Source organism: Micromonospora sp. WMMC241 (assembly GCF_027460165.1).
Classification (GTDB): domain Bacteria; phylum Actinomycetota; class Actinomycetes; order Mycobacteriales; family Micromonosporaceae; genus Micromonospora; species Micromonospora humi.
This window is the reverse complement of record NZ_JAPZBF010000001.1, coordinates 3861347-3884754: the sequence shown is the minus strand read 5'-3', so window position 1 is coordinate 3884754 and position 23408 is coordinate 3861347. Positions and strand designations below refer to the sequence as shown.

Here is a 23408-nt window from a genome sequence, read left to right as displayed (position 1 = left end):
CCATGGGTAACGGTGGGAGATCCTGATGAGCGACCGCGCCGAGAAGACGGTCGAAGCGCTGCGCGCTTCGTTGAAGGAGATCGAGCGTCTGCGTCAGCAGAACCGGGACCTGGTGAGCGCGGCACGTGAGCCGATCGCGATCGTCGGCATGGGCTGCCGGCTGCCCGGCGGCGTGACCGACCCGGCCGGGCTCTGGCAGCTCGTCGCCGAGGGCCGCGACGCGATCGGCGGATTCCCGGTCAACCGCGGCTGGGACGAGATCCCGGACGCCCCGGACGCGCCGGCGTACGCCCGGCAGGGCGGCTTCGTCCACGACGCCGACGCGTTCGACGCGGGCCTGTTCGGCATCAGCCCCCGCGAGGCCGTCGCGATGGACCCGCAGCAGCGGCTGATCCTCGAATCGGCGTGGGAGACGGTGGAACGCGCCGGCATCGACCCGCTGTCGCTGCGCGGCAGCCGCACCGGCGTCTTCGTGGGCGCCTCCGCCTCCTGGTACGGGGCCGGCGCCGCGGCCAAGGAGACCGAGGGGCACCTGCTCACCGGCACCGCCAACAGCGTCATCTCCGGCCGGATCGCCTACACGCTCGGGTTGGAGGGCCCGGCCGTCACCATCGACACGGCCTGCTCGTCGTCGCTCGTCGCGCTGCACCTGGCCGCCCAGGCCCTGCGGCAGGGCGAGTGCACGCTGGCCGTCGTCGGCGGGGTCACCGTCATCCCGGGCCCGGCCGTGTTCGCCGAGTTCGCCCGCCAGGGCGGCCTGGCCGGCGACGGCCGGTGCAAGTCCTTCGCCGCCGGCGCCGACGGGACCGGCTGGTCCGAGGGCGCCGCCGTGCTGGTGGTGGAGCGGCTCAGCGACGCCCGCCGGCTCGGGCACGACGTGCTCGCCGTCGTGCGCGGCAGCGCGGTCAACCAGGACGGCGCGTCGAACGGTCTCACCGCCCCCAACGGGCCCGCCCAGGAACGGGTGATCCGCCAGGCACTGGCCGCCGCCCGCCTGGTCCCCGACGACATCGACGTGGTCGAAGGCCACGGCACCGGCACCACGCTGGGCGACCCGATCGAGGCGCACGCCCTGCACCAGACGTACGGCCGCGACCGGGCCACCGGGCGCTCGCTGTGGCTGGGCTCGCTGAAGTCGAACATCGGGCACACCCAGGCCGCCTCCGGCATCGCCGGCGTCATCAAGATGGTGATGGCGATCCGGCACGGCGAGCTGCCCCGCACGCTGCACGCGGGCGTCCCGGACCCGAACATCGGCTGGGCGCCCGGCGGCGTCGAACTGCTCACCGAGGCCCGGCCGTGGCCGGTCACCGGGCAGCCGCGCCGCGCGGCGGTCTCCTCGTTCGGGATCAGCGGCACCAACGCGCACGCCGTCATCGAGGAGGCGCCACCGGTCGAGCGGCCGGTCGCCGAGGCCGTCGCCGCGCCCCGGATCGTGCCGATCCCGCTCGCGGCCGGCTCCGACGCGGCGCTGCGCGCCCAGGCCGGCCGGCTGCGCGGCCTGCTCACCGCCGAGCCGCCCGCCGACCTGGTCTCGGTGGGCCTCGCCTCCGCCACCACCCGGGCCGCGCTGGAGCACCGGGCGGTCGTGCTGGCCGGCGACCGCGCCGCCGCGCGGGACGCGCTGGACGCCCTGGCCGAGGGACGCCCGGACGCCGACCTGGTCCGGGACACCGTGCACACCGGGCGCACCGCGATCCTGTTCACCGGGCAGGGCGCCCAGCGGGCCGGGATGGGCCGCGCCCTCGCCGAGGCGTTCCCGGTGTTCGCGGACGCGTTCGACACGATCGTCGCGCGCTTCGACGGGCTGCGGGCGGCGCTGGAGTCCGACGAGATCCACCGGACCGTCCACTCCCAGGCCGGCCTGTTCGCCTTCGAGGTCGCGCTGCACCGGCTCCTGGAGAGCTGGGGGATCACCCCCGACTTCCTGCTCGGCCACTCGATCGGTGAGATCGTCGCGGCGCACGTCGCCGGCGTGCTGGACCTCGACGACGCGGTGACAGTGGTCGCCGCGCGCGGCCGGCTCATGCAGGCGCTGCCGGCCGGCGGGGCGATGCTCGCGGTGCGCGCGTCCGCGGACGAGGTCCGGGCGGCGATCGCCGGCACCGGAGTGGACGTCGCGGCGGTCAACGGCCCGACCTCGGTGGTGCTCTCCGGCCCGGTCGAGGCGATCGACGAGCTGGCGCCCCGGTTCGCCAAGGCGACCCGGCTGACGGTGTCGCACGCGTTCCACTCGGCCCTGATGGAGCCGATGCTCGCCGAGTTCGCGGCCGCGATCGCGCACCTCGAGTACGCGGCGCCGCGGATCCCGGTCGTGTCCAACCTGACCGGCGAACCGGTGGCGGCGTTCACCGCCGACCACTGGGTGCGGCACGTACGCGAGGCGGTGCGCTTCGCCGACGGCATCGACTGGCTGCGCGCCCAGGGCACCACCCGGTTCCTGGAGGCCGGCCCGGACGCGGTGCTCACCGCGATGACCCGGCTCTGCCTCGACGGCGCCCCGGCGCTGGTCGCCCCCACCGCCCGCCGCGACCACGACGAGGTGCACACGGTGCTCGGCGCCGCCGGCCGCCTGCACGCCAACGGCGCGGCAGTGGACTGGCGGGCCGTCTTCGCCGACTGGGGCGGCACCCCGATCGCGCTGCCCACCTACCCGTTCCAGCGGGAGCACTACTGGCTCGGCGCCGCCCCGACCGGCGTGGCGGACCTCCGCCACCGCGTCACCTGGGAACCGGTCGACCTCGGCCCCGGCACGCTCGACGGCACCTGGCTGCTGGCCGGCGCGGACGACGACATCGCCGCCGCGCTGCGGTCCGCCGGGGCCACGGTGACCCCCTTCGCCGTCGGCGACCAGCCCGACCGGACCGACCTCGCCGCCCGCCTGCGCGCGCTCGGCGACGTCGCCGGCATCGTCGTCGCCGGGGCGCCGGACACCTCGGTGATCGCGCTGCTCGCCGCCGCCCGCGACGCCGACGTCGCCGGCCGGCTGTGGTGCGTGACCCGCGGCGCCGTCGCGGCCGGACCGCACGACGCCGTCGCCGACCCCGACGCGGCGCGACTCTGGGGCCTCGGCCGGGTCGCCGCCCTGGAAGCCCCCGACCGGTGGGGCGGGCTCGTCGACCTCGACGGCGACGCCGTCGACCAACTCGCCGGCGTCCTGGCCCAGCACCGCGAGGACCAGGTCGCGCTGCGCACCGGCGGGGCGCTCGGCCGGCGCCTGGCCCCGGCCGGCGAGCCCGGCCCGGGCGCCGCCTGGCAGCCGCGCGGCACGGTGCTCGTCACCGGCGGCACCGGCGGCCTCGGTGGGCACGTCGCCCGCTGGCTGGCCGAGCGCGGCACCCCGCACATCATGCTGCTGTCCCGGCGCGGCGCCGACGCGCCCGGCGCCGCCGAGCGGGTCGCCGAGCTGACCGCGTACGGCAGCCGGGTCTCGGTCGTGGCCTGCGACGTCGCCGACGGCGACGCACTCGCCGCCGCCCTCGCCGAGGTGCCCGCGGACCTCCCGGTCACCGGCGTCGTCCACACCGCCGGCGCGATCGACGCCACCGCCCTGGACGAGGTCACCCCGGCCGGGTACGCCGCCGTGCTGCGCGCCAAGGTGGACGGCGCGGCGCACCTCGACCGGCTGCTCGCCGACGCCGACCTCGACGTCTTCGTGCTGTTCTCCAGCATCTCCGGGATCTGGGGCAGCGGCGGCCAGGCCGCCTACAGCGCCGCCAACGCCTACCTGGACGCCCTCGCCGCCCGCCGCCGCCACCAGGGTCGGGCCGCGACCGCGGTGGCCTGGGGACCGTGGGCCGGCGACGGCATGATCACCGCCGACGACGCCGAGACCTACCTGCGCCGCCGGGGCCTGCGGCCGCTGGCGCCGCGGCGGGCGATCGCGGCCCTGGCCCACGCCGTCGACCACGACGAGGGCCAGATCGTGGTGGCCGACGTCGACTGGGACCGGTTCCAGCCGGCGTTCGTCGCCGGCCGCCCGTCGGCGCTGTTCCCCGACCGCCCGGCCGCGACCGAGACCGCACCCCCGGCGTCCGCCGACGACGCGCTGCGGCGCAGGCTGGGGGCGGCCGACGAGGCCGAGCGCCTGAGGATGGTCCTGGCGCTCGTGCGCGCCGAGGTGGCCGCCGTGCTCGGGCACCCGGACCCGGCGGCGGTCGAGCCCAACCGCCCGTTCAAGGCGCTCGGCTTCGACTCGCTGACCGCGGTCGAGCTGCGCGACCGGCTCACCACCGCGACCGGGCTGACGCTGCCGGCCAGCCTCGTCTACGACTATCCGAGCCCGGCCGCGCTGGCCGGCCACCTCGCCGCGGAGATCCTCGGCGCGGCCGGCGGCCCGGCGGTCACGGTCGTCGAGCGGGCGGCCGGCTCCGACGAGCCGATCGCCATCGTGGGCATCGGCTGCCGGTACGCCGGCGACATCCGTACCCCGGAGGACCTGTGGCGGCTGGTGGCCGCCGGCGGCGACGGGGTGTCCGAGTTCCCGGCCGACCGCGGCTGGGACCTCGCCGGGCTCTACCACCCGGACCCCGACCACAGCGGCACCTCCTACACCCGGCACGGCGGGTTCATCGGCGACATCGCCGACTTCGACGCCGGCATGTTCGGCATCTCGCCGCGCGAGGCGCTCGCCATGGACCCGCAGCAGCGGCTGCTGCTGGAGACCAGCTGGGAGGCGTTCGAGCGGGCCCGGATCGACCCGACCTCGCTGCACGGCAGCCGGACCGGCGTGTTCATCGGCTCGAACAGCCAGGACTACCTGGCGCTGCTCGTCGCCGGGGACGGCGACGCCGAGGGCTACGTCGCCACCGGCAGCGCGGCGAGCGTCGTCTCCGGGCGGGTCGCGTACGCGTTCGGCCTGGAAGGCCCCGCGGTCACCGTGGACACCGCCTGCTCGTCGTCCCTGGTCGCGATCCACCTCGCGGCGCAGGCGTTGCGCAGCGGCGAGTGCACCATGGCGCTCACCGGCGGCGTCGCGCTGATGTCGACGCCGACCATCTTCACCGAGTTCTCCCGCCAGCGCGGGCTGTCGGCGGACGGCAGGTGCAAGGCGTTCGCGGACGCCGCGGACGGCACCGGCTGGGGCGAGGGCGTCGGCCTGCTCCTGCTGGAGCGGCTCTCCGACGCCGAGCGCGCCGGCCACGAGGTGCTGGCAGTGCTGCGCGGCAGCGCCATCAACCAGGACGGCGCCTCGAACGGGCTGACCGCACCGAACGGCCCGTCGCAGCAGCGGGTGATCCACCAGGCCCTGGCCAACGCGCGGCTCACGCCTGCCGACGTGGACGCGGTCGAGGCGCACGGCACCGGCACCCGCCTCGGCGACCCGATCGAGGCCCAGGCGCTGCTGGCCACCTACGGCCAGGACCGCGACGAGCCGCTGTGGCTCGGCTCGATCAAGTCGAACATCGGGCACACCCAGGCCGCCTCCGGCGTCGCCGGCATCATCAAGATGGTGATGGCCCTGCGCCATCGCAGCCTGCCGGCCACGCTGCACGTCGACGCCCCGTCGTCGAAGGTGGACTGGTCCACCGGCGCGGTGCGGCTGCTGACCGAGGCCCACGAGTGGCCCGCCGAGCCCGGCCGGATCCGCCGCGCCGGCGTGTCCTCGTTCGGGATGAGCGGCACCAACGCCCACGTGATCATCGAGGAGGCCCCCGCGTCCGCACCGGCGGCGGCCCCGACGGCGACCCCGGCGACAGTGCCGTGGATCCTGTCCGCCCGTTCCGCGGCGGCGCTCACCGGGCAGGCGGAGAAGCTTGCCGGGTTCGCCGCCGGCCGGCCGGACCTGGACGTGGCGGCCGTCGCCCGGGCGCTCGCCAGCACGCGGGCGAGCCTGGCCCACCGGGCCGTCGTCGTCGGCGGCACGGCCGAGGAACTGGTCGCCGAGCTGGCCACCGTGTCGGCGGGCCCGGCGGCGGCGGACGGCGACGGCGCCGTGGTGCTGGTGTTCCCGGGCCAGGGCAGCCAGTGGCTCGGGATGGCCGCGGCGCTGCTGGACGAGTCGCCGGTGTTCGCCGCGCGGATCGCCGAGTGCGCGGCGGCGCTGCACCCGTTCGTGGACTGGAACCTGCTGGAGATCCTGCGGTCCGACGACGACGGCTGGATGTCGCGGGTCGACGTCGTGCAGCCGGTGCTCTGGGCCGTGATGGTGTCGCTGGCCGCGCTCTGGCAGTCCCTGGGCGTGGCGATCGCCGGCGTGGTCGGCCACTCGCAGGGTGAGATCGCGGCGGCGGTGGTCGCCGGGATCCTCACCCTGCCGGACGGCGCGCGGGTGGTGGCGGTGCGCTCGCGGGCGCTGCGGGCGATCGCCGGCACCGGCGGGATGCTCGCGGTCGCCGCCGACCCGTCGACGGCCGCCGGCCTCGTCGAAGGAGTCGCCGGTGTGTCCGTGGCGGCGACCAACGGCCCGGCGTCGGTGGTGCTCTCCGGCGACGTCGCCGGCATCGAGGAGGTCGCCGCGCGGTGCGCCGACCGGGGTGTGTGGTGCCGGCGGGTGCCGGTGGACTACGCCTCGCACAGCGCCCACGTGGACAGCCTGCGCGGGGAACTGCTGGCCGCGTTCGAGGGGCTCACCCCGCGGGCGGGCACGGTGCCGTTCCACTCCACGGTCACCGGAGGGCTCGTCGACGCGGCGGAGCTGGACGCGGCGTACTGGTTCGAGAACCTGCGCCGGCCGGTGCGCTTCGACGACGTGGTGACCGGGCTGATCGCCGCCGGGCACCGGCTGTTCGTCGAGGCCAGCCCGCACCCGGTGCTCACCGCCGGCATCGACGAGCGCGGCGGCGCGGCGACCGGCTCACTGCGCCGGGACGCCGGCGACCTGGCCCAGCTGATGCGCTCGGCCGGTGACCTCTGGCGGCGCGGCGGCCACGTCGACTGGCCGGCCCTGACCGGTGACGGCCCGGCCGCCGACCTGCCGACGTACGCGTTCGACAGGCAGCGGTTCTGGCCCGCGGTGACGGTCCGCGGCGACGCCGCCGCGATCGGTCTCACCGAGGTCCGCCACCCGCTGCTCGGCGCCGGTGTGGTGCTCGCCGACGGGGACGGCGTGGTGCTCTCCGGGCGCTGGACGCTCGCGACGCTGCCCTGGCTCGCCGACCACGCGGTCGCCGGCCGGATCGTGGTGCCCGGCACCGCGTTCGTCGAGCTGGCCTGGCAGGCCTGTCTCGCCGTCGGCGCGCCGGCGGTGCGGGACCTCTCCCTGCACGCGCCGCTGGCGTTGAGCGGCGACGGCGGGGTGTCGGTGCAGGTCCGGGTCGGTGCGCCGGAGGTGGACGGCGACCGGACGGTCCGGGTGTTCTCCCGCGCCGGCGACGACAACCCGCTGGACGCCGGCGACGACTGGGTCTGCCACGCGTCCGGCGTGCTCGGTGCGACCGGCCCCGCCGCGGCGGCGGAGCCGGAGACCTGGCCGCCGTCGGGGGCGGTCGCCGTCGACGTGGACGGCTTCTACGCGGCCGGCGCCGAGGCGGGTTACGGCTACGGCCCCGCCTTCCGCGGGCTGCGGCGGGCCTGGCGGGTCGGCGACGACGTGTACGCCGAGGTGGAACTGCCCGAGTCGGTGCCGCCCGCGGCGTACGGCGTGCACCCGGCCCTGCTCGACGCGGCGCTGCACGGCCTCGGGCTCGGCGCGCCGAGCGGCACCGGGTCCGGCCCGATGCTGCCGTTCTCCTGGTCCGGGGTGCGCCTGTTCGCCCGGGGCGCGTCGACGCTGCGGGTGCGGTTGACGCGCGCCGACGACGGCGGCGTGGCGGTGCGGTTGTCCGACCCGGCCGGCGCGCCGGTCGCTTCGATCGACCGTCTCGTGCTTCGGGCCTGGGACGGGGCCCCGGCGGCCGACGCCGGCATCCGGGAGGCGTTGCTGCGGGTCGACTGGTCGCCGCTGCGCGACGCGGTCGCCGTGGACGTGCCGGCCGAGGTGTGGCGGGTGGACGCGCCGGACCCGGCGGTGGCGTTGGCACGCGTGCAGGGCTGGCTGGCATCGACCGTCGACGGCGTGCTCGTCGTCGTGCTGCCCGGTGCGGCGCCGGCCGGCGGCACTGTCGTCGACCCGTACGCCGCCGGGGTGTGGGGTCTGCTGCGGTCCGCGCAGTCGGAGAATCCGGGCCGGATCGTGCTCGTCGACGGTGACGGCGAGGACGGGTTCCTGCGTGGGTTGGCCGGTCTGGGTGAGCCGCAGGTGGCGGTGCGGGACTCGGTGGTGTGGGTGCCGCGTCTGGTGCGGGCGTTGCCGTCGTCGGCGCTGGTGGTGCCGGACGCCCCGGCTTGGCGCCTCGACGTGGTCGGTGGGTCGTCGTTGGACTGCCTGGCGCTGGTGCCGGCCGAGGAGGCGTCGGCGCCGTTGGCGGCGGGTCAGGTGCGGGTGTCGATGCGCGCCGCCGGCGTCAACTTCCGCGACGTGCTGATGGCCCTGGGCCTCTACCCGGAGCCGGCCCGGATGGGCTCCGAAGGCGCCGGCGTCGTGCTGGAGGTCGCCTCCGACGTCACCGGCATCGAACCCGGCGACCGTGTCTTCGGCTCGTTCGTGGGCGCGTTCGGCCCGGTCGCGGTGACCGACCACCGACTGCTGTCGCCGATGCCGGCGCAGTGGACGTTCGCCCAGGCGGCGTCCGTGTCGACGGCGTTCGTGACCGCGTTCTACGGGCTGCGGGACGTGGCCGGGTTGCGGGCGGGGGAGCGGCTGCTGGTGCACGCCGGCGCCAGTGGCGTCGGCATGGCCGCGGTCCAGTTGGCGCGGGCGTGGGGTGTGGAGGTGTTCGCGACCGCGTCGCCGGCGAAGTGGGACGTGTTGCGGGGTCTCGGCTTGGACGACGCGCACATCGCGTCGTCGCGGGACACGGGTTTCGAGGCGAAGTTCGGTGCGGTGGATGTGGTGTTGAACTCGCTGGCGGGTGAGTTCGTCGACGCGTCGCTGCGGATGCTCGGCGACGGCGGCCGGTTCGTGGAGATGGGCAAGGCCGACGTCCGCGACGCCGACGGGCCGGCCGCGCGGGGCGTCGCGTACTCCGTCTTCGACCTGACCCGGATCGGCGTCGACCGGATCGCCGCGATCCAGGCCGAGGTGGTGGACCTGGTCGAGCGCGACGACGTCGCCCTGTTGCCGTTCCGGGTGTGGGACGTGCGGGATGCGGCGGAGGCGTTCCGGTTCATGTCGCAGGGCCGGCATGTGGGCAAGATCGTGTTGACGATTCCGTCGGCGCCGTCGGGGACGGTGTTGTTGACCGGTGGCACGGGTGTGTTGGGCGGGTTGTTCGCGGAGCACCTGGTCGGAACGCACGGGGTGCGGGATCTGGTGTTGGTGTCGCGTCGTGGTCCGGCTGCGCCCGGTGCGGACGACCTGGTGGAGCGGTTGCGGGTTGTCGGCGCCCGGGTGCGGGTGGTCGCGGCGGATGTGGCGGATCGTGCGGCGTTGGCGGGGGTGCTGGAGGGGATCGAGGATCTGTCGGGTGTGGTGCATCTGGCGGGTGTGTTGGATGACGGGGCGTTTGAGGGTTTGTCCGGCGAGCGGGTGGCGTCGGTGTGGGCGGGTAAGGCGGTGGCGGCGGCTCATCTGGATGAGTTGACGCGGGACCGGGATCTGGCGTGGTTCGTGGTGTTCTCGTCGGCGTCGGCGACGTTCGGTACGGCGGGTCAGGCGGGGTATGCGTCGGCGAATGCGTTTCTGGATGGTCTGGTGGCGCGGCGGCGGGCGGAGGGTTTGCCGGGGTTGTCGGTGGGGTGGGGGTTGTGGGCGGCGTTGTCGGAGATGACGTCGCATTTGGATGAGCGTGCGGTGGCGCGTATTGGTGGGGTGTTGTCGTCGGCGTTGGGTGTGGCGTTGTTCGACGAGGCGGTGCGTCTGCCGTTGCCGCATGTGGTGCCGATCAGTTTGGACCTGTCCGGCTATCGCGGCGGTGACGTGGAGGTGCCGGCGCTGCTGCGCTCGCTGGTCCGACCCGCCCTGCGCCAGGCCACCACGACGCGCGCCGAAACGGGCTCACTGCCCGCGAAGCTCGCCGGAATGACGCCGGCGGCACAGCGCAGCCTCCTGATCGACCTGGTGACCACCAACGCCGCCGCGGTGCTCGGCTACGGCACCGCCGACACCATGGACGCCGACCAGCCGTTCAAGGCACTCGGCTTCGACTCGCTGACCTCCGTCGAGCTGCGCAACCGGCTGCGCGCCGCCACCGGCGTGCTGCTGCCCGCCACCCTCGTCTTCGACTACCCCACCCCGGCCGCGCTCGCCGGATTCCTGCGCGAACGGCTGACCGGCGACAGCGCCCCCAGCCCGACCGCGCGCGTCACCACGCCCGCCGCGGACGTCGGGACCGACCCGGTCGTGGTGGTGGGCATGGGCTGCCGCCTGCCCGGCGGCGTGTCCTCCCCGGAGCAGCTCTGGGACGTGGTCGCCGGCGGCCGCGACACCATCACCGGGTTCCCGGCCGACCGCGGCTGGGACCTGGCGAACCTGTACCACCCGGACCCGGACCGCCCCGGCACCACCTACGTGCGCGAGGGCGGGTTCGTCGACACCGCGGGCGACTTCGACGCCCGGCTGTTCGGGATCTCGCCCCGCGAGGCGCTCGCCATGGACCCGCAGCAGCGGCTGCTGCTGGAGGTGTCCTGGGAGGCCCTGGAGCGCGCCGGAATAGCACCCGACTCGCTGCGCGGCTCACCCACCGGCGTGTTCGTCGGCGCGGCGTCCTCCAGCTACGGCGTCGGCGTGGAACTGCCCGACGAAGTGGAGGGACACCTGCTCACCGGCGCGGCGACGAGCATCATGTCCGGCCGGGTCGCCTACCAGTTCGGCCTGGAAGGCCCGGCCGTCACCATCGACACCGCGTGCTCCTCGTCGCTCGTCGCGCTGCACCTCGCCGTCCAGGCGCTACGGGCCGGCGAGTGCGACCTGGCGCTGGCCGGCGGCGTCACGGTGCTGACCAACCCCGGCATCTTCACGCTCTTCGCCCGCCAGCGCGGGCTGGCCGCCGACGCCCGGTGCAAGCCGTTCGCGGCCGCCGCCGACGGCACCAGCATGGCCGAGGGCGCCGGCGTGCTCGTCGTGGAACGCCTGTCCGACGCACGCCGGCACGGCCACCGCGTGCTCGCCGTGGTGCGCGGCAGCGCGATCAACTCCGACGGCGCCTCCAACGGCCTCACCGCACCCAACGGACCCGCCCAGCAACGCGTCATCACCCAGGCGCTGGCGAACGCCGACCTCACCCCGACCGACGTCGACGCGGTCGAGGCGCACGGCACCGGCACCGCGCTGGGCGACCCGATCGAGGCGCAGGCGCTGCTCGCCACGTACGGGCAGGACCGGGACCGGCCGCTCTGGCTCGGCTCGGTGAAGTCGAACATCGGCCACACCCAGGCCGCCGCCGGGGTCGCCGGGATCATCAAGATGGTCATGGCGTTGCGGCACGAGGCGCTGCCGGCGTCGCTGCACGTCGACGAGCCGACCCCCGAGGTCGACTGGTCCACCGGAGCCGTCCGCCTGCTCACCGAGGCCCGCCCCTGGGACACCACCGACGACCGCCCGCGCCGCTTCGCGGTCTCCTCGTTCGGCATCAGCGGCACCAACGCCCACGCGATCCTCGAAGCGCCGCCGGTGCCACCCGCACCGCCCGCACCGGGGCCGGTCGACGGTCCGGTGGTCTGGGCCGTGCACGGCCGTACCGAATCGGCGCTGCGGGCCCAGGCGGCCAGCCTGCGGGAGCTGCTCGCGGAGGGCCCGGCGCTCGCCGACGTCGCGGTCTCGCTCGCCACCACGCGGGCCCGACTCGCCCACCGCGCGGCGGTCGTCGCGTCCGACGTGCCGGGCTTCCTGGCCGGTCTCGCCGCGATCGAGTCCGGCCGGGCCGGTGGCGCCGCGACGGCCGGGCGGACCGCGTTCCTGTTCACCGGTCAGGGCGCGCAGCGGATCGGGATGGGCACTGGTCTGGCGGCGCGGTTCCCGTTGTTCGCGGAGGCATTTGACGGGATCGTGGCCCGGTTCGACGGGCTGCGGGAAGCCCTCGACTCCGACGCGATCCACCGGACCGTGCACACCCAGGCCGGCCTGTTCGCGGTCGAGGTGGCGCTGTTCCGGCTGCTGGAGTCGTGGGGCGTGACCCCCGACTACCTGCTCGGGCACTCGATCGGGGAGATCGCCGCCGCGCACGTCGCGGGGGTGCTGTCACTGGACGACGCGGTCACGCTCGTGGCCGCCCGGGGCCGGCTGATGCAGGCGCTGCCGGCCGGCGGCGCGATGCTGGCGGTGCAGGCGTCCGAGGAGTCGGTGCGGGAGACGATTGCCGGCACGGGCGTTGACGTCGCGGCGGTCAACGGCCCCACCTCGGTCGTGATCTCCGGCCCGGCCGACGTGATCGACGAGCTGGCGCCACGGTTCGCCAAGGCCACCCGGCTGACGGTGTCGCACGCGTTCCACTCCGCGCTGATGGAGCCGATGCTTGCCTCGTTCGCATCCGAGATCGAGAACCTCACCCACGACCGGCCGGCCGTCCCGGTCGTGTCCAACCTGACCGGCGAACCGGTCGAGGAGTTCACCACCGACCACTGGGTGCGGCACGTCCGGGAGGCGGTGCGCTTCGCCGACGGGGTGCGGTGGCTCGCCGACCACGGCGCGACCCGCTGCGTCGAGATCGGGCCGGCCGCCGTCCTCACCACGATGGCCCGCGACGTCGCCCCCGACCTCACCAGCATCCCGACCCAGCGCAAGGACGCCGAGGAGGACCGCACGGTGCTCCAGGCGCTGGCCGACCTGCACGTCGCCGGGCACGACGTGGACTGGGCGGCGGTGACCGCACACTCCGGCGGCACCGTGGTCGACCTGCCCACGTACGCCTTCCAGCACGAACGGTTCTGGCTCGACCCCGGCCGGCAGCCCGCCGCGGCGCGCGACGCCGAGTCCGGCGACGCCGGCTTCTGGGACGCCGTCGAGCGCGAGGACCTCACCGGCCTCGCCGGCGTGCTCGACGCCAACGACGACCTGCTGCGTCCGGTGGTCCCGGTGCTGTCGTCCTGGCGGCGCCGCAACCGGGCCGCCGGCACCGCCGACGCCTGGCGGATGCGCGCCGGCTGGCAGCCCCTCGACGCGATGCCGGCCGGCCACCTGACCGGCACCTGGCTGCTCGTCGCCCCGGAGAACGTCGACCCGTCCGGCGTGCGGGACGCCCTCGAAGCGGCAGGCGCCACGGTCCGGCTGGCGACCGGCCCCGACCGGCTCGGCGACCACACCGACCTGGCCGGTGTCCTCGCCCTCACCGGGCCGGCCGACGAGCCCGACCCCCGCCACCCCGCGGTCCCCGCCGGCATCGGCGCCACCCTCGACCTGATCCGCGCCCTGGCCGCCGCGGACGTCACCGCCCCGCTGTGGTGCGTCACCCGCGGCGCGGTCTCGGTCGGCCGCTCCGACCCGCTGCGACGGCCCGCCCAGGCCCAGTTCTGGGGCCTCGGCCGGGTCGCCGCGCTGGAACTGCCGCAGCGGTGGGGCGGCCTGCTCGACCTGCCCGACACCCTCGACGCGAAGGCCGGCGAGCGGCTCGCGGCGGCGCTCGCCCAGCGGACCGAGGACCAGATCGCCGTACGCGCGTCCGGAATCTTCGGACGCCGCATCACCGCCGCGCCGGTGAACCGGACGGCGACGCCCTGGCAGCCCCGCGGCACGACAGTCATCACCGGCGGCACCGGCGCGCTCGGCGCCGAGGTGGCCCGCCTGCTCGCCCGCCGGGGCGCGCCGCACCTGCTGCTCACCAGCCGTCGCGGCATCGACGCCCCCGGGGCGCGGGCGCTGGAGGCCGAACTGGTCACCCTGGGCAGCCGGGTCACCGTCGCGGCGGTCGACGTCGCCGACCGGGACGCGCTCGCCGCGGTCCTCGACGCCGTCGCCGCCGACGTGCCGGTGCACGCCGTGGTGCACGCCGCCGGCGTCGCGCCCTCGCTCGACCTGGCACACACCGACACCGCCGCGTACGCCGACACCGTCGCCGGCAAGGTGCTCGGCGCGAGCCACCTCGACGCCCTGCTCGCCGGCACCGACCTCGACCGGTTCGTCGTGTTCTCCTCGATCGCCGGCATCTGGGGCAGCGGCGGGCAGGCCGCGTACGCCGCCGCCAACGCCCACCTCGACGCGCTGGCCGTCGCCCGTGCCGCCCGGGGCGCCCCGGCCACCGCCGTGGCCTGGGGTCCGTGGGCCGAGATCGGCCTCGCCGCCGACGACGTGGCCGCCGACCACCTGCTCCGCCGGGGACTCCGGGCGATGCCACCGGCGCTGGCCATGACCGCGTTCGCGCGGGCCGTCGACCACGGCGACACCGAACTCGTCGTCGCCGACGTCGACTGGCCGCGCTTCACCGACGCGTTCACCGCCGGCCGCCCGAGCCGGCTCTTCGACGGGCTGGTCGCGGCGCGCGTCGAGACGCCGCCGACCGCCGAACCGGCCGCACGACGCGAGCTGCCCGCGCTGCTCGACCTGGTGCGGGTACGCGCCGCCGCGGTGCTCGGCTTCGCCGACGCCACCGAGATCACCCCGGCCACGGCGTTCCACGACCTCGGCTTCGACTCGCTGACCGCTGTCGACCTGCGCAACGCCCTGCAACGCGAGCTGTCGCTGGCCCTGCCGTCGTCGCTGGTGTTCGATCACCCCTCCCCGGAGGCCCTGGCCCGGCACCTGCACGACCTGCTCGGCGGTGGCGCCGTGACGGATGTGACCGCCCCCGCCGCCGCGTACGCGCCGGTGGTCGGCGACGACATCGTCATCGTGGGGATGGCCTGCCGGTATCCCGGTGGGGTCGAGTCGCCGGAGGACCTGTGGTGGCTGGTCGCGGACGGCGCGGACGGCACCTCCGGGTTCCCCGTCGACCGGGGCTGGCAGGTGCCGGCCCGCACGACGTACGCCCAGACCGGCGGATTCGTGCACACCGCGGCGCAGTTCGACGCGGGCCTGTTCGGGATCTCGCCGCGTGAGGCGGTGGCGATGGATCCGCAGCAGCGGCTGTTGTTGGAGGTGTCGTGGGAGACCCTCGAACGTTCGGGGGTGGATCCGCGCTCGTTGCGGGGTCGTCCGGTGGGTGTGTTCGTCGGCGCGTCGCACTCGGGCTACACGGCCGACGGCGCCGACGGTCATGTGTTGACGGGTACGGCGAACAGTGTGATCTCGGGTCGGGTGTCGTACTCGTTCGGGTTCGAAGGCCCGGCGATGACCGTGGACACGGCGTGTTCCTCGTCGTTGGTGGCGTTGCATCTGGCGGCGCAGGCGTTGCGTTCTGGTGAGTGTGATCTGGCGCTTGCCGGTGGGGTCACGGTGATCACGGGTCCGGAGGTGTTCGCGGAGTTCGCCCGCCAGGACGGGTTGTCGTCGGACGGCCGGTGCAGGTCGTTCGCCGGGAGCGCGGACGGCACGGGCTGGGGCGAGGGCGTCGGGATGCTGCTCGTCGAGCGTCGCGGTGACGCCGAGCGCCTCGGGCATCGGATCCTCGCGGTGGTCGCGGGTTCCGCGATCAATTCCGACGGCGCGTCGAACGGCCTGACCGCGCCGAACGGGCCCGCGCAGCAGCGGGTGATCCGGCAGGCGTTGGCCAGCGCCGGGTTGACCGTCGGTGATGTGGACGTGGTGGAGGCCCACGGCACCGGCACGAAACTCGGTGACCCGATCGAGGCGCAGGCGTTGCTGGCGACGTACGGGCAGGATCGTGAGCAGCCGTTGTGGTTGGGTTCGATCAAGTCGAACATCGGCCACACCCAGGCCGCCGCCGGTGTGGCCGGGATCATCAAGCTGGTCATGGCGATGCGCCACGGCGTGCTGCCGGCGACGCTGCACGTCGACGAGCCGACCACCCACGTCGACTGGAGCGCCGGGGCGGTCCAGCTGCTGACCGAGGCCCGGCCGTGGGAGCCGGACGGCAACCCGCGGCGGGGTGCCGTGTCGGCGTTCGGCATCAGCGGCACCAACGCCCACCTGATCCTGGAGGAACCGGCCGAGCAGCCCGCCCCGGCCGAGACGCCCCAGGTCGAGGGTCCGCTGCCGTGGCCGGTGTCGGCGCGGTCGGCGGAGGCGCTGGCCGGGCAGGTACGGCGGTTGCGCGACGTCGTGGCCGCCGAACCGGAGCTGGACCGGACCGCCGTGGCGTGGTCGCTGGCCACCGGCCGGGCCGCGTTGGAGCACCGCGCGGTCCTGCTGGCCGGCACGCGCGACGAGGTCCTCGCCGGCCTGCGGGCGACCGCCGGGCCCGACGCCGTCGGTGCGCACGCGGCCGTGGTGTCGGGCGTGGTCACCGAGGGAAGCCTGGCGTTCCTGTTCACCGGTCAGGGTGCGCAGCGCGTGGGCATGGGCCTGCGGCTGGCGGAGCGGTTCCCGGTGTTCGCGGCGGCGTTCGACGGCATCTGCGCCCGCTTCGACCAGCTCCTCGACGTGCCGCTGCGGGAGGCGATCGACTCCGACGCGATCCACCGGACCGTCTACACCCAGGCCGGGTTGTTCGCGGTCGAGGTGGCGTTGTTCCGCCTGGTCGAGTCGTGGGGGGTCACCCCGGACTTCCTGCTGGGTCACTCGATCGGCGAGATCGCCGCCGCGCACGTCGCGGGTGTCATGTCGCTCGACGACGCGGTGACGTTGGTGGCGGCGCGGGGCCGGTTGATGCAGGCGTTGCCGTCCGGCGGCGCGATGCTCGCCGTGCAGGCGTCCGAGGAGTCGGTGCGCGAGATCATCGCCGGCACGGGTGTCGACGTCGCGGCAGTCAATGGCCCGACGTCGATCGTGATCTCCGGCGAGACGGCCGCCGTCGACAAGCTCGCGGCGCGCTTCCCGAAGACCACCCGGCTCACCGTGTCGCACGCGTTCCACTCGTCGCTGATGGAGCCGATGCTGGCCGACTTCGCGGCGGCGATCGGGCACATCTCGTTTGCGCCGCCGCGCATTCCGGTGGTGTCGAACCTGACCGGTGCGCCGGTCGAGGAGTTCACCGCCGACTACTGGGTGCGCCACGTGCGGGAGGCGGTGCGCTTCGACGACGGCATGTCCTGGCTCGCCGCCAACGGGGTGACCCGTTGCCTGGAGGTCGGGCCGGCGGGCGTGCTGTCCGCGACGGCCGCCCCCGAACTCGCCTACGTCCCGGCGTTGCGCAAGGACCGCGACGAGACCGAGTGCCTCCTGCACGCGGTCGCGACGCTGTGGACCGCCGGCGTGCCCGTGGACTGGACCGCGATCCTGCCCGCCGCGCCCCGCGTCGACCTGCCCACCTACGCGTTCCACCACAGGCACTACTGGGCCGAACCGGTCACCGCCTGCCGCCACCACGGCAACCAGCCGGCCGAGACCGACACCTGGCAGCATCACGTCACCTGGCAACCGATCGACCTCGCCCCGACGGCGCTGACCGGACGCTGGCTGGTGGCCACCGCCGACGGCACCGACCCGGGGGACGTCACCGCCGCGCTCACCCGCGCCGGCGCCGAACCGGTACGGCTGCCCCTCACGCCCGACGACGACCGCTACTCGATCGCCGACCGGCTGCTCGACGAGGCGTTCGACGGTGCCGTCGTGCTCCCCGGTCCCGGCGACCACGGCGTTCTCGTCACCACCGCCCTGCTCCAGGCGCTCGGCGACGTGGAATCCGACGCCCCGCTGTGGTGCCTGACCCGGGGCGCGGTGAGCGTCGCGCCGTCCGAGCCGCTGGCCGACGTCGCCGGCGCGCAGGTCTGGGGGCTCGGCCAGGTGGCCGCGCTGGAGCTGCCGCACCGCTGGGGCGGCCTCGTCGACCTGCCGCCGACGCTCGACGAGCGGGCCGCCGACCGGCTGGTCGCGGCGCTGGTCCGGCGCGACGAGAGCCAGGTCGCGCTCCGCGCCGCCGGCGCGTTCGCCCGCCGGCTCGACCGGGCGCCCGACACCGGCGCCGACTTCGTACCCCCGGACGGCCCGGTGCTGGTCACCGGCGGCACCGGCGCGCTCGGCGCGCACGTGGCCCGCTGGCTCGCCGGGGCCGGAGTCGGCCGGCTGGTGCTGACCAGCCGCCGCGGCCCCGACGCACCGGGCGCCGCCGACCTGCTCGCGGAGCTGACCGCCCTCGGCGCCGAGGCGACCGCGGTGGCCTGCGACGTCACCGACGAGGCGGCGCTGCGGGACCTCGTCGCCGCCCACCGCTGGCGGGGCGTCGTGCACGCGGCCGGCATCCTCGACGACGGCGTGCTGGAATCCCTCACCCCGGAGCGGATCACCGAGGTCGCCCGGGTCAAGGTGGGCACCGCCCGCCTCCTGGACGCGCTGACCGACGACCTCTCGATGTTCGTGTTGTTCTCCTCCGTGGCCGGCACGATCGGCAGCCCCGGGCAGGCCAACTACGCGGCGGCGAACGCCGGTCTGGACGCGCTCGCCCGGGACCGGCAGGCCCGTGGCCTCCCGGCCACGTCGATCGCCTGGGGACCCTGGGCCGACGGCGGCATGGCCGACGGCGACGCGGTCGGGCGGCGACTGAGCCGGGGCGGCCTCACGCCGATGGACCCGGCGCGCGCGATGGCCGCGTTCGCCTCGGCCGTCGCCGGGGGCGCGCCGGCCGTCCTGGTCGCCGACGCCGACTGGCCGGCGCTGGCCACCGGTCGCGCCGACCGGCTGCTCGACGTGCTCGCACCCGTCGCGCGGCAAACCGCCGCCGACGCCGGGGTGATGGTCGGGGCCTCGTCGGCGGAGCTGCTGCGGATGGTCTGCGAGAGCACCGCACTGGTGCTGGGCCACGGTTCCGCCGCCGACGTCGACCCGGACCGCGCGTTCCGCGACCTGGGCCTGGACTCGCTGACCGGGGTCGAGCTGCGCAACCTGCTCACCCGGGCGACCACGATGCCGCTGCCCGCGACGCTGGTGTTCGACCACCCCACCCCGGCCGCGCTCGCCGAGCACCTGCGCGAGCAGCTCAGCGGCGCGACCGGCGCGCCGCAGGAGCCGGTGGGCGGCCCGGAGCGCGACGCCGACGACCCGATCGCCATCGTCGGCATGTCCTGCCGGTTCCCCGGCGGGGTCACCAACCCCGACGAGCTGTGGGAGCTGCTGCTCGCCGGCCGCGACGGCCTGTCCGGCTTCCCGACCGACCGGGGTTGGGGCGCCGGCCTGCCGGTCGGCGTCGGCGGCTTCATCGAGGACGCCACCGGATTCGACGCGGAACTGTTCGGGGTGTCGCCCCGCGAGGCGCTCGCCATGGACCCGCAGCAGCGGGTGCTGCTGGAATCGGTGTGGGAGGCGTTCGAGCGGGCCGGCATCGATCCCGGATCGCTGCGCGGTAGCCGCACCGGCGTCTTCGCCGGCACCAACGGCCAGGACTACACCGGCGTCGTGCTCGGCTCCGGCGACCCGCTGGTCGACGGCTTCGTGAGCACCGGCAACGCCGCCGCGGTGCTCTCCGGCCGGATCGCCTACACGTTCGGGCTCGAGGGCCCGGCGATGACCGTGGACACCGCGTGCTCCTCCTCGCTCGTCGCGCTGCACCTGGCGACGCAGGCCCTGCGGGCCGGGGAGTGCTCGCTGGCGGTCGTCGGCGGCGTGACGGTGATGTCCACCCCGGGGGCGTTCGTGGAGTTCGCCCGGCAGGACGGGCTCGCCGCCGAGGGCCGGTGCAAGGCCTTCGCCGCCGCCGCCGACGGCACCGGCTGGGCGGAGGGCGCCGGCGTCCTCGTCGTCGAGCGGCTCTCCGACGCCCGGCGGCAGGGCCACCAGGTCCTCGCCGTCGTGCGAGGTTCCGCGATCAATCAGGACGGCGCCAGCAACGGCCTGACCGCACCGAACGGGCCGTCGCAGCAGCGGGTCATCCGGCAGGCGCTCGCCTCCGCCGGTCTCGCTCCGTCCGACGTGGACGCGGTCGAGGCGCACGGCACCGGCACGAAGCTCGGCGACCCGATCGAGGCGCAGGCACTGCTCGCCACGTACGGGCAGGACCGGGACCACCCGCTGTGGCTCGGCTCGATCAAGTCGAACATCGGCCACACCCAGGCCGCCGCCGGGGTCGCCGGGATCATCAAGATGGTCATGGCACTGCGGCACGGCGTGCTGCCGCCGACGCTGCACGTGGACGCGCCGTCCCCGCACGTGGACTGGTCGGCCGGCGCGGTCGAGCTGCTCACCGAGGCGCGGGACTGGCCGGCGGGGGACCGGCCGCGCCGCGCGGGCGTCTCGTCGTTCGGCCTCAGCGGCACCAACGCGCACACCATCCTGGAGGCGTACGAGCAGGAGCCGGCCGACGTCGGGACCCCGGCCGGGCCGGTGGCCTGGTTGCTGTCCGCGAAGACCCCGGCCGGCGTACGCGACCAGGCCGCGCGCCTCGGCGCCCTGCCCGACCAGGACGTCTTCCGGGTCGGGCACGACCTGGCGCTGGGCCGCCGCGCGCTGGAGCACCGGGCCGTGGTGGTCGGCACCGACCCGGACGACTTCCGGGCCGGCCTCGGCGCGCTTGAACGGGACGAGCCGGCCGGCAACCTGGTCCGCGGCACGGCGAGCCGGGGCGGGCTCGCGTTCCTCTTCTCCGGGCAGGGCTCGCAACGCCCGCACATGGGACGCGGGCTGTACGAGCGGCACCCGGTCTACGCCGCGGCGTTCGACGACGTCTGCGCCCGGTTCGACGGACTGCTCGACACCCCGCTGCGCGAGGTGGTCCTCGGCGGATCGGAACTGATCCACCGCACCGACTACACCCAGGCCGGGCTCTTCGCGGTCGAGGTGGCGCTGTTCCGCCTGCTGGAGTCGTGGGGCGTCACCCCGGACCACCTGCAGGGCCACTCGATCGGCGAGGTCGTGGCCGCGCACGTGGCCGGCGCGCTCTCCCTCGACGACGCGGTGACCCTGGTCGCCGCCCGAGGCCGGCTGATGCAGGCGCTGCCGGCCGGCGGGGCGATGCTGGCGGTGCAGGCCTCCGAGGCCGAGGTACGCGACGCGCTGGCCCCCTACGCGGACCGGCTGGGCATCGCCGCGATCAACGGCCCCACCGCCGTCGTCGTCTCCGGCTCCGCCGAGGCGGTCGACGAGCTGGCGCCCCGGTTCGCGAAGACCACCCGGCTCACCGTCTCGCACGCGTTCCACTCCCCGCTGATGGAGCCGATGCTGGACGCGTTCGCGTCGGCGATCGCGGGCATCGCCTACCAGCCGCCGCGCATCCCGGTGCTGTCCAACCTGACGAACGAACCGGTCGAGAGCTTCTCGGCCGGCTACTGGGTGCGTCACGTCCGGGAGGCGGTCCGCTTCGCCGACGGCGTCGGTCACCTGGCCGCCGCCGGCGTCACCCGGTTCGCCGAGGTGGGCCCGTCCGGCGTGCTGGCCGGCATGGTGCAGTCGTGCCTGGCCGACCGGGACGGCGCCTTCACGCTCGCCCCGATGCTGCGCGGGGACCGGGACGAGGCGACCGCGGTGCTCCAGGCGACCGCCGCGCTGCACGTGGCCGGCGTCGACGTCGACTGGGCCACGGTCTTCGGCGGGCACCGCGGCCGGCTGGCCGACCTGCCCACGTACCCGTTCCAGCGGCAGCGGTTCTGGCCGGAGGTCACGGCCGCGGCCCGGCCGGCCCCGGCGTCGCCGACCGACGCCTGGCGCTACGCCCCGGCCTGGCAGCGGATCGACCCGCCGGCCACGCCACGGCTCACCGGGAACTGGCTGGTCGTCACCGCGGGCGGCGGCGCCGACGACGTCGTCGCGGCGCTGCGGGCGGCCGGCGCGGACCCGGCCGAGCTGGTCCTGGACGCCGACGTCGACCGGCGCGAGCTGGCCGACCAGCTCGCCGACCGGCCGGAACCGGCCGGGATGCTGTGCGCGTTCGACGGCCCGCGGGCCGCCGCCCAGCTCACCACGCTGTTGCAGGCGCTCGACGACGCCGACGTGCTCACCCCGCTGTGGTGCCTGACCCGCGGCGCGGTGTCGGTCGCCGCGGTCGAGCCGCTCGGCGACCCGGCCCAGGCCCAGCTCTGGGGGCTGGGCCGGGTGGCGGCGCTGGAGTTCCCGCGCCGCTGGGGCGGCCTGGTCGACGTGCCCGCCGTGCTGACCGCCCGGGACGCCGACCGGTTGGCCGCGGCGCTCACCGTCGCCGGCGAGGACCAGATCGCCGTACGCTCCGCCGGGCTCCTCGTCCGCCGCCTGCGCCCCGCCCCGGCGCCGGTCGCGGCGAACCCCTACCAGCCGCGCGGCACGATCCTGGTCACCGGCGGCACCGGCGCGCTCGGCGCGCACACCGCCCGTTGGCTGGCTGCCCGCGGCGCCGAGCACCTGCTCCTGGTGTCCCGCCGCGGAGAGGCAGCGCCGGGCGCCGCCGACCTGGTCACCGAGCTGGCCGGGCTCGGCACCCGGGCGACCGTCGCGGCGTGCGACGTGGCCGACCCGGCCGCGCTGGCCGACCTGCTCGCGACCGTGCCGGACCTGACCGGCGTCGTGCACGCCGCCGGGGTCAACGGGCTCACCGGGCTCGCCGACGTCACGCCCGCCGAGTTCGCCGAGGTGCTGCACGGCAAGATGGCCGGCGCGGTGAACCTCGACGCGCAGACCCGCGACCTGGACCTGTTCGTGGTGTTCTCGTCGATCTCCGGGGTGTGGGGCAGCGGCGGCCAGGGCGCGTACGCGGCCGGCAACGCCTTCCTCGACGCGCTCGTCCGGTCCCGGCGCGACAGTGGGCGGACGGGCACCTCGATCGCGTGGGGGCCCTGGGCCGGCTCCGGCATGGCGGCCGACCCGGAGGCCGAGGAGTACCTGCGCGGTCGCGGCCTGGCCGCGCTCGACCCGGCCGCCGCCGTCGCCGCGCTGGAGCGGGCGGTCGACGGCGGCGACATCGAGGTCACCGTCGCCGACGTCAGCTGGGAACGGTTCGCCGAGACCTTCACGGCCGGGCGGCCGTCCGCGCTCTTCGCCGACCTGCTGGCCGAGGCGCCGCCGGTCGACGCGCCGCGGGCGGACGCCGGCCTCCGCGAGCGGCTGCTGCCCCTGCCGCGCGGCGAGCAGGCGGAGGAACTGCTCACGCTGGTACGCCGGGAGGTGGCCGCCGTCCTCGGGCACGCGACGATCGCCACCGTGCCGGGCGGTCGCGCGTTCAAGGAGCTCGGCTTCGACTCGCTGACCGCCGTCGAGCTGCGCAACCGTCTCAAGGTTGCCACCGGCGCCGAACTGCCGGCCAGCCTGGTGTTCGACCACCCCAGCCCGGTCGCGGTGGCCACCCTGCTGCACGACCTGGTGATCGGGGCGCCGGAGTCGGCCGTGGAGCCGTTCCTCGCCCAGCTCGACCACCTGGAGGCGGCCGGGGCCGACCTCGACGGTGTCGCCCGGGCCCGGATCGCCATGCGGCTCAACGCGTTCCTCGCGCGGTGGAACACCGGACGCCCGCTGGAGACCGTCGAGACGACCCCCGACGAGCTGATGGCGGCCAGCGACGACGAGCTGATCGACTTCATCAAGCAGCAGCTCGACCAGGCGTGACGGA

General features: G+C 75.8%; 1 protein-coding gene. It reads left to right on the top strand.

Annotated features, from left to right (window positions below; translation table 11 throughout):
- Nucleotides 1–25: 25 nt before the first annotated feature.
- Nucleotides 26–23404, top strand: a complete 23379-nt coding sequence (locus O7598_RS17575; RefSeq protein ID WP_269692420.1) for a type I polyketide synthase — start codon at nt 26–28, stop codon at nt 23402–23404.
- Nucleotides 23405–23408: the final 4 nt, after the last annotated feature.

Bases quoted from the DNA above. Each gene is read 5' to 3' on its own strand.
- O7598_RS17575 (WP_269692420.1), top strand. From the start codon at position 26: ATGAGCGACCGCGCCGAGAAGACGGTCGAAGCGCTGCGCGCTTCGTTG.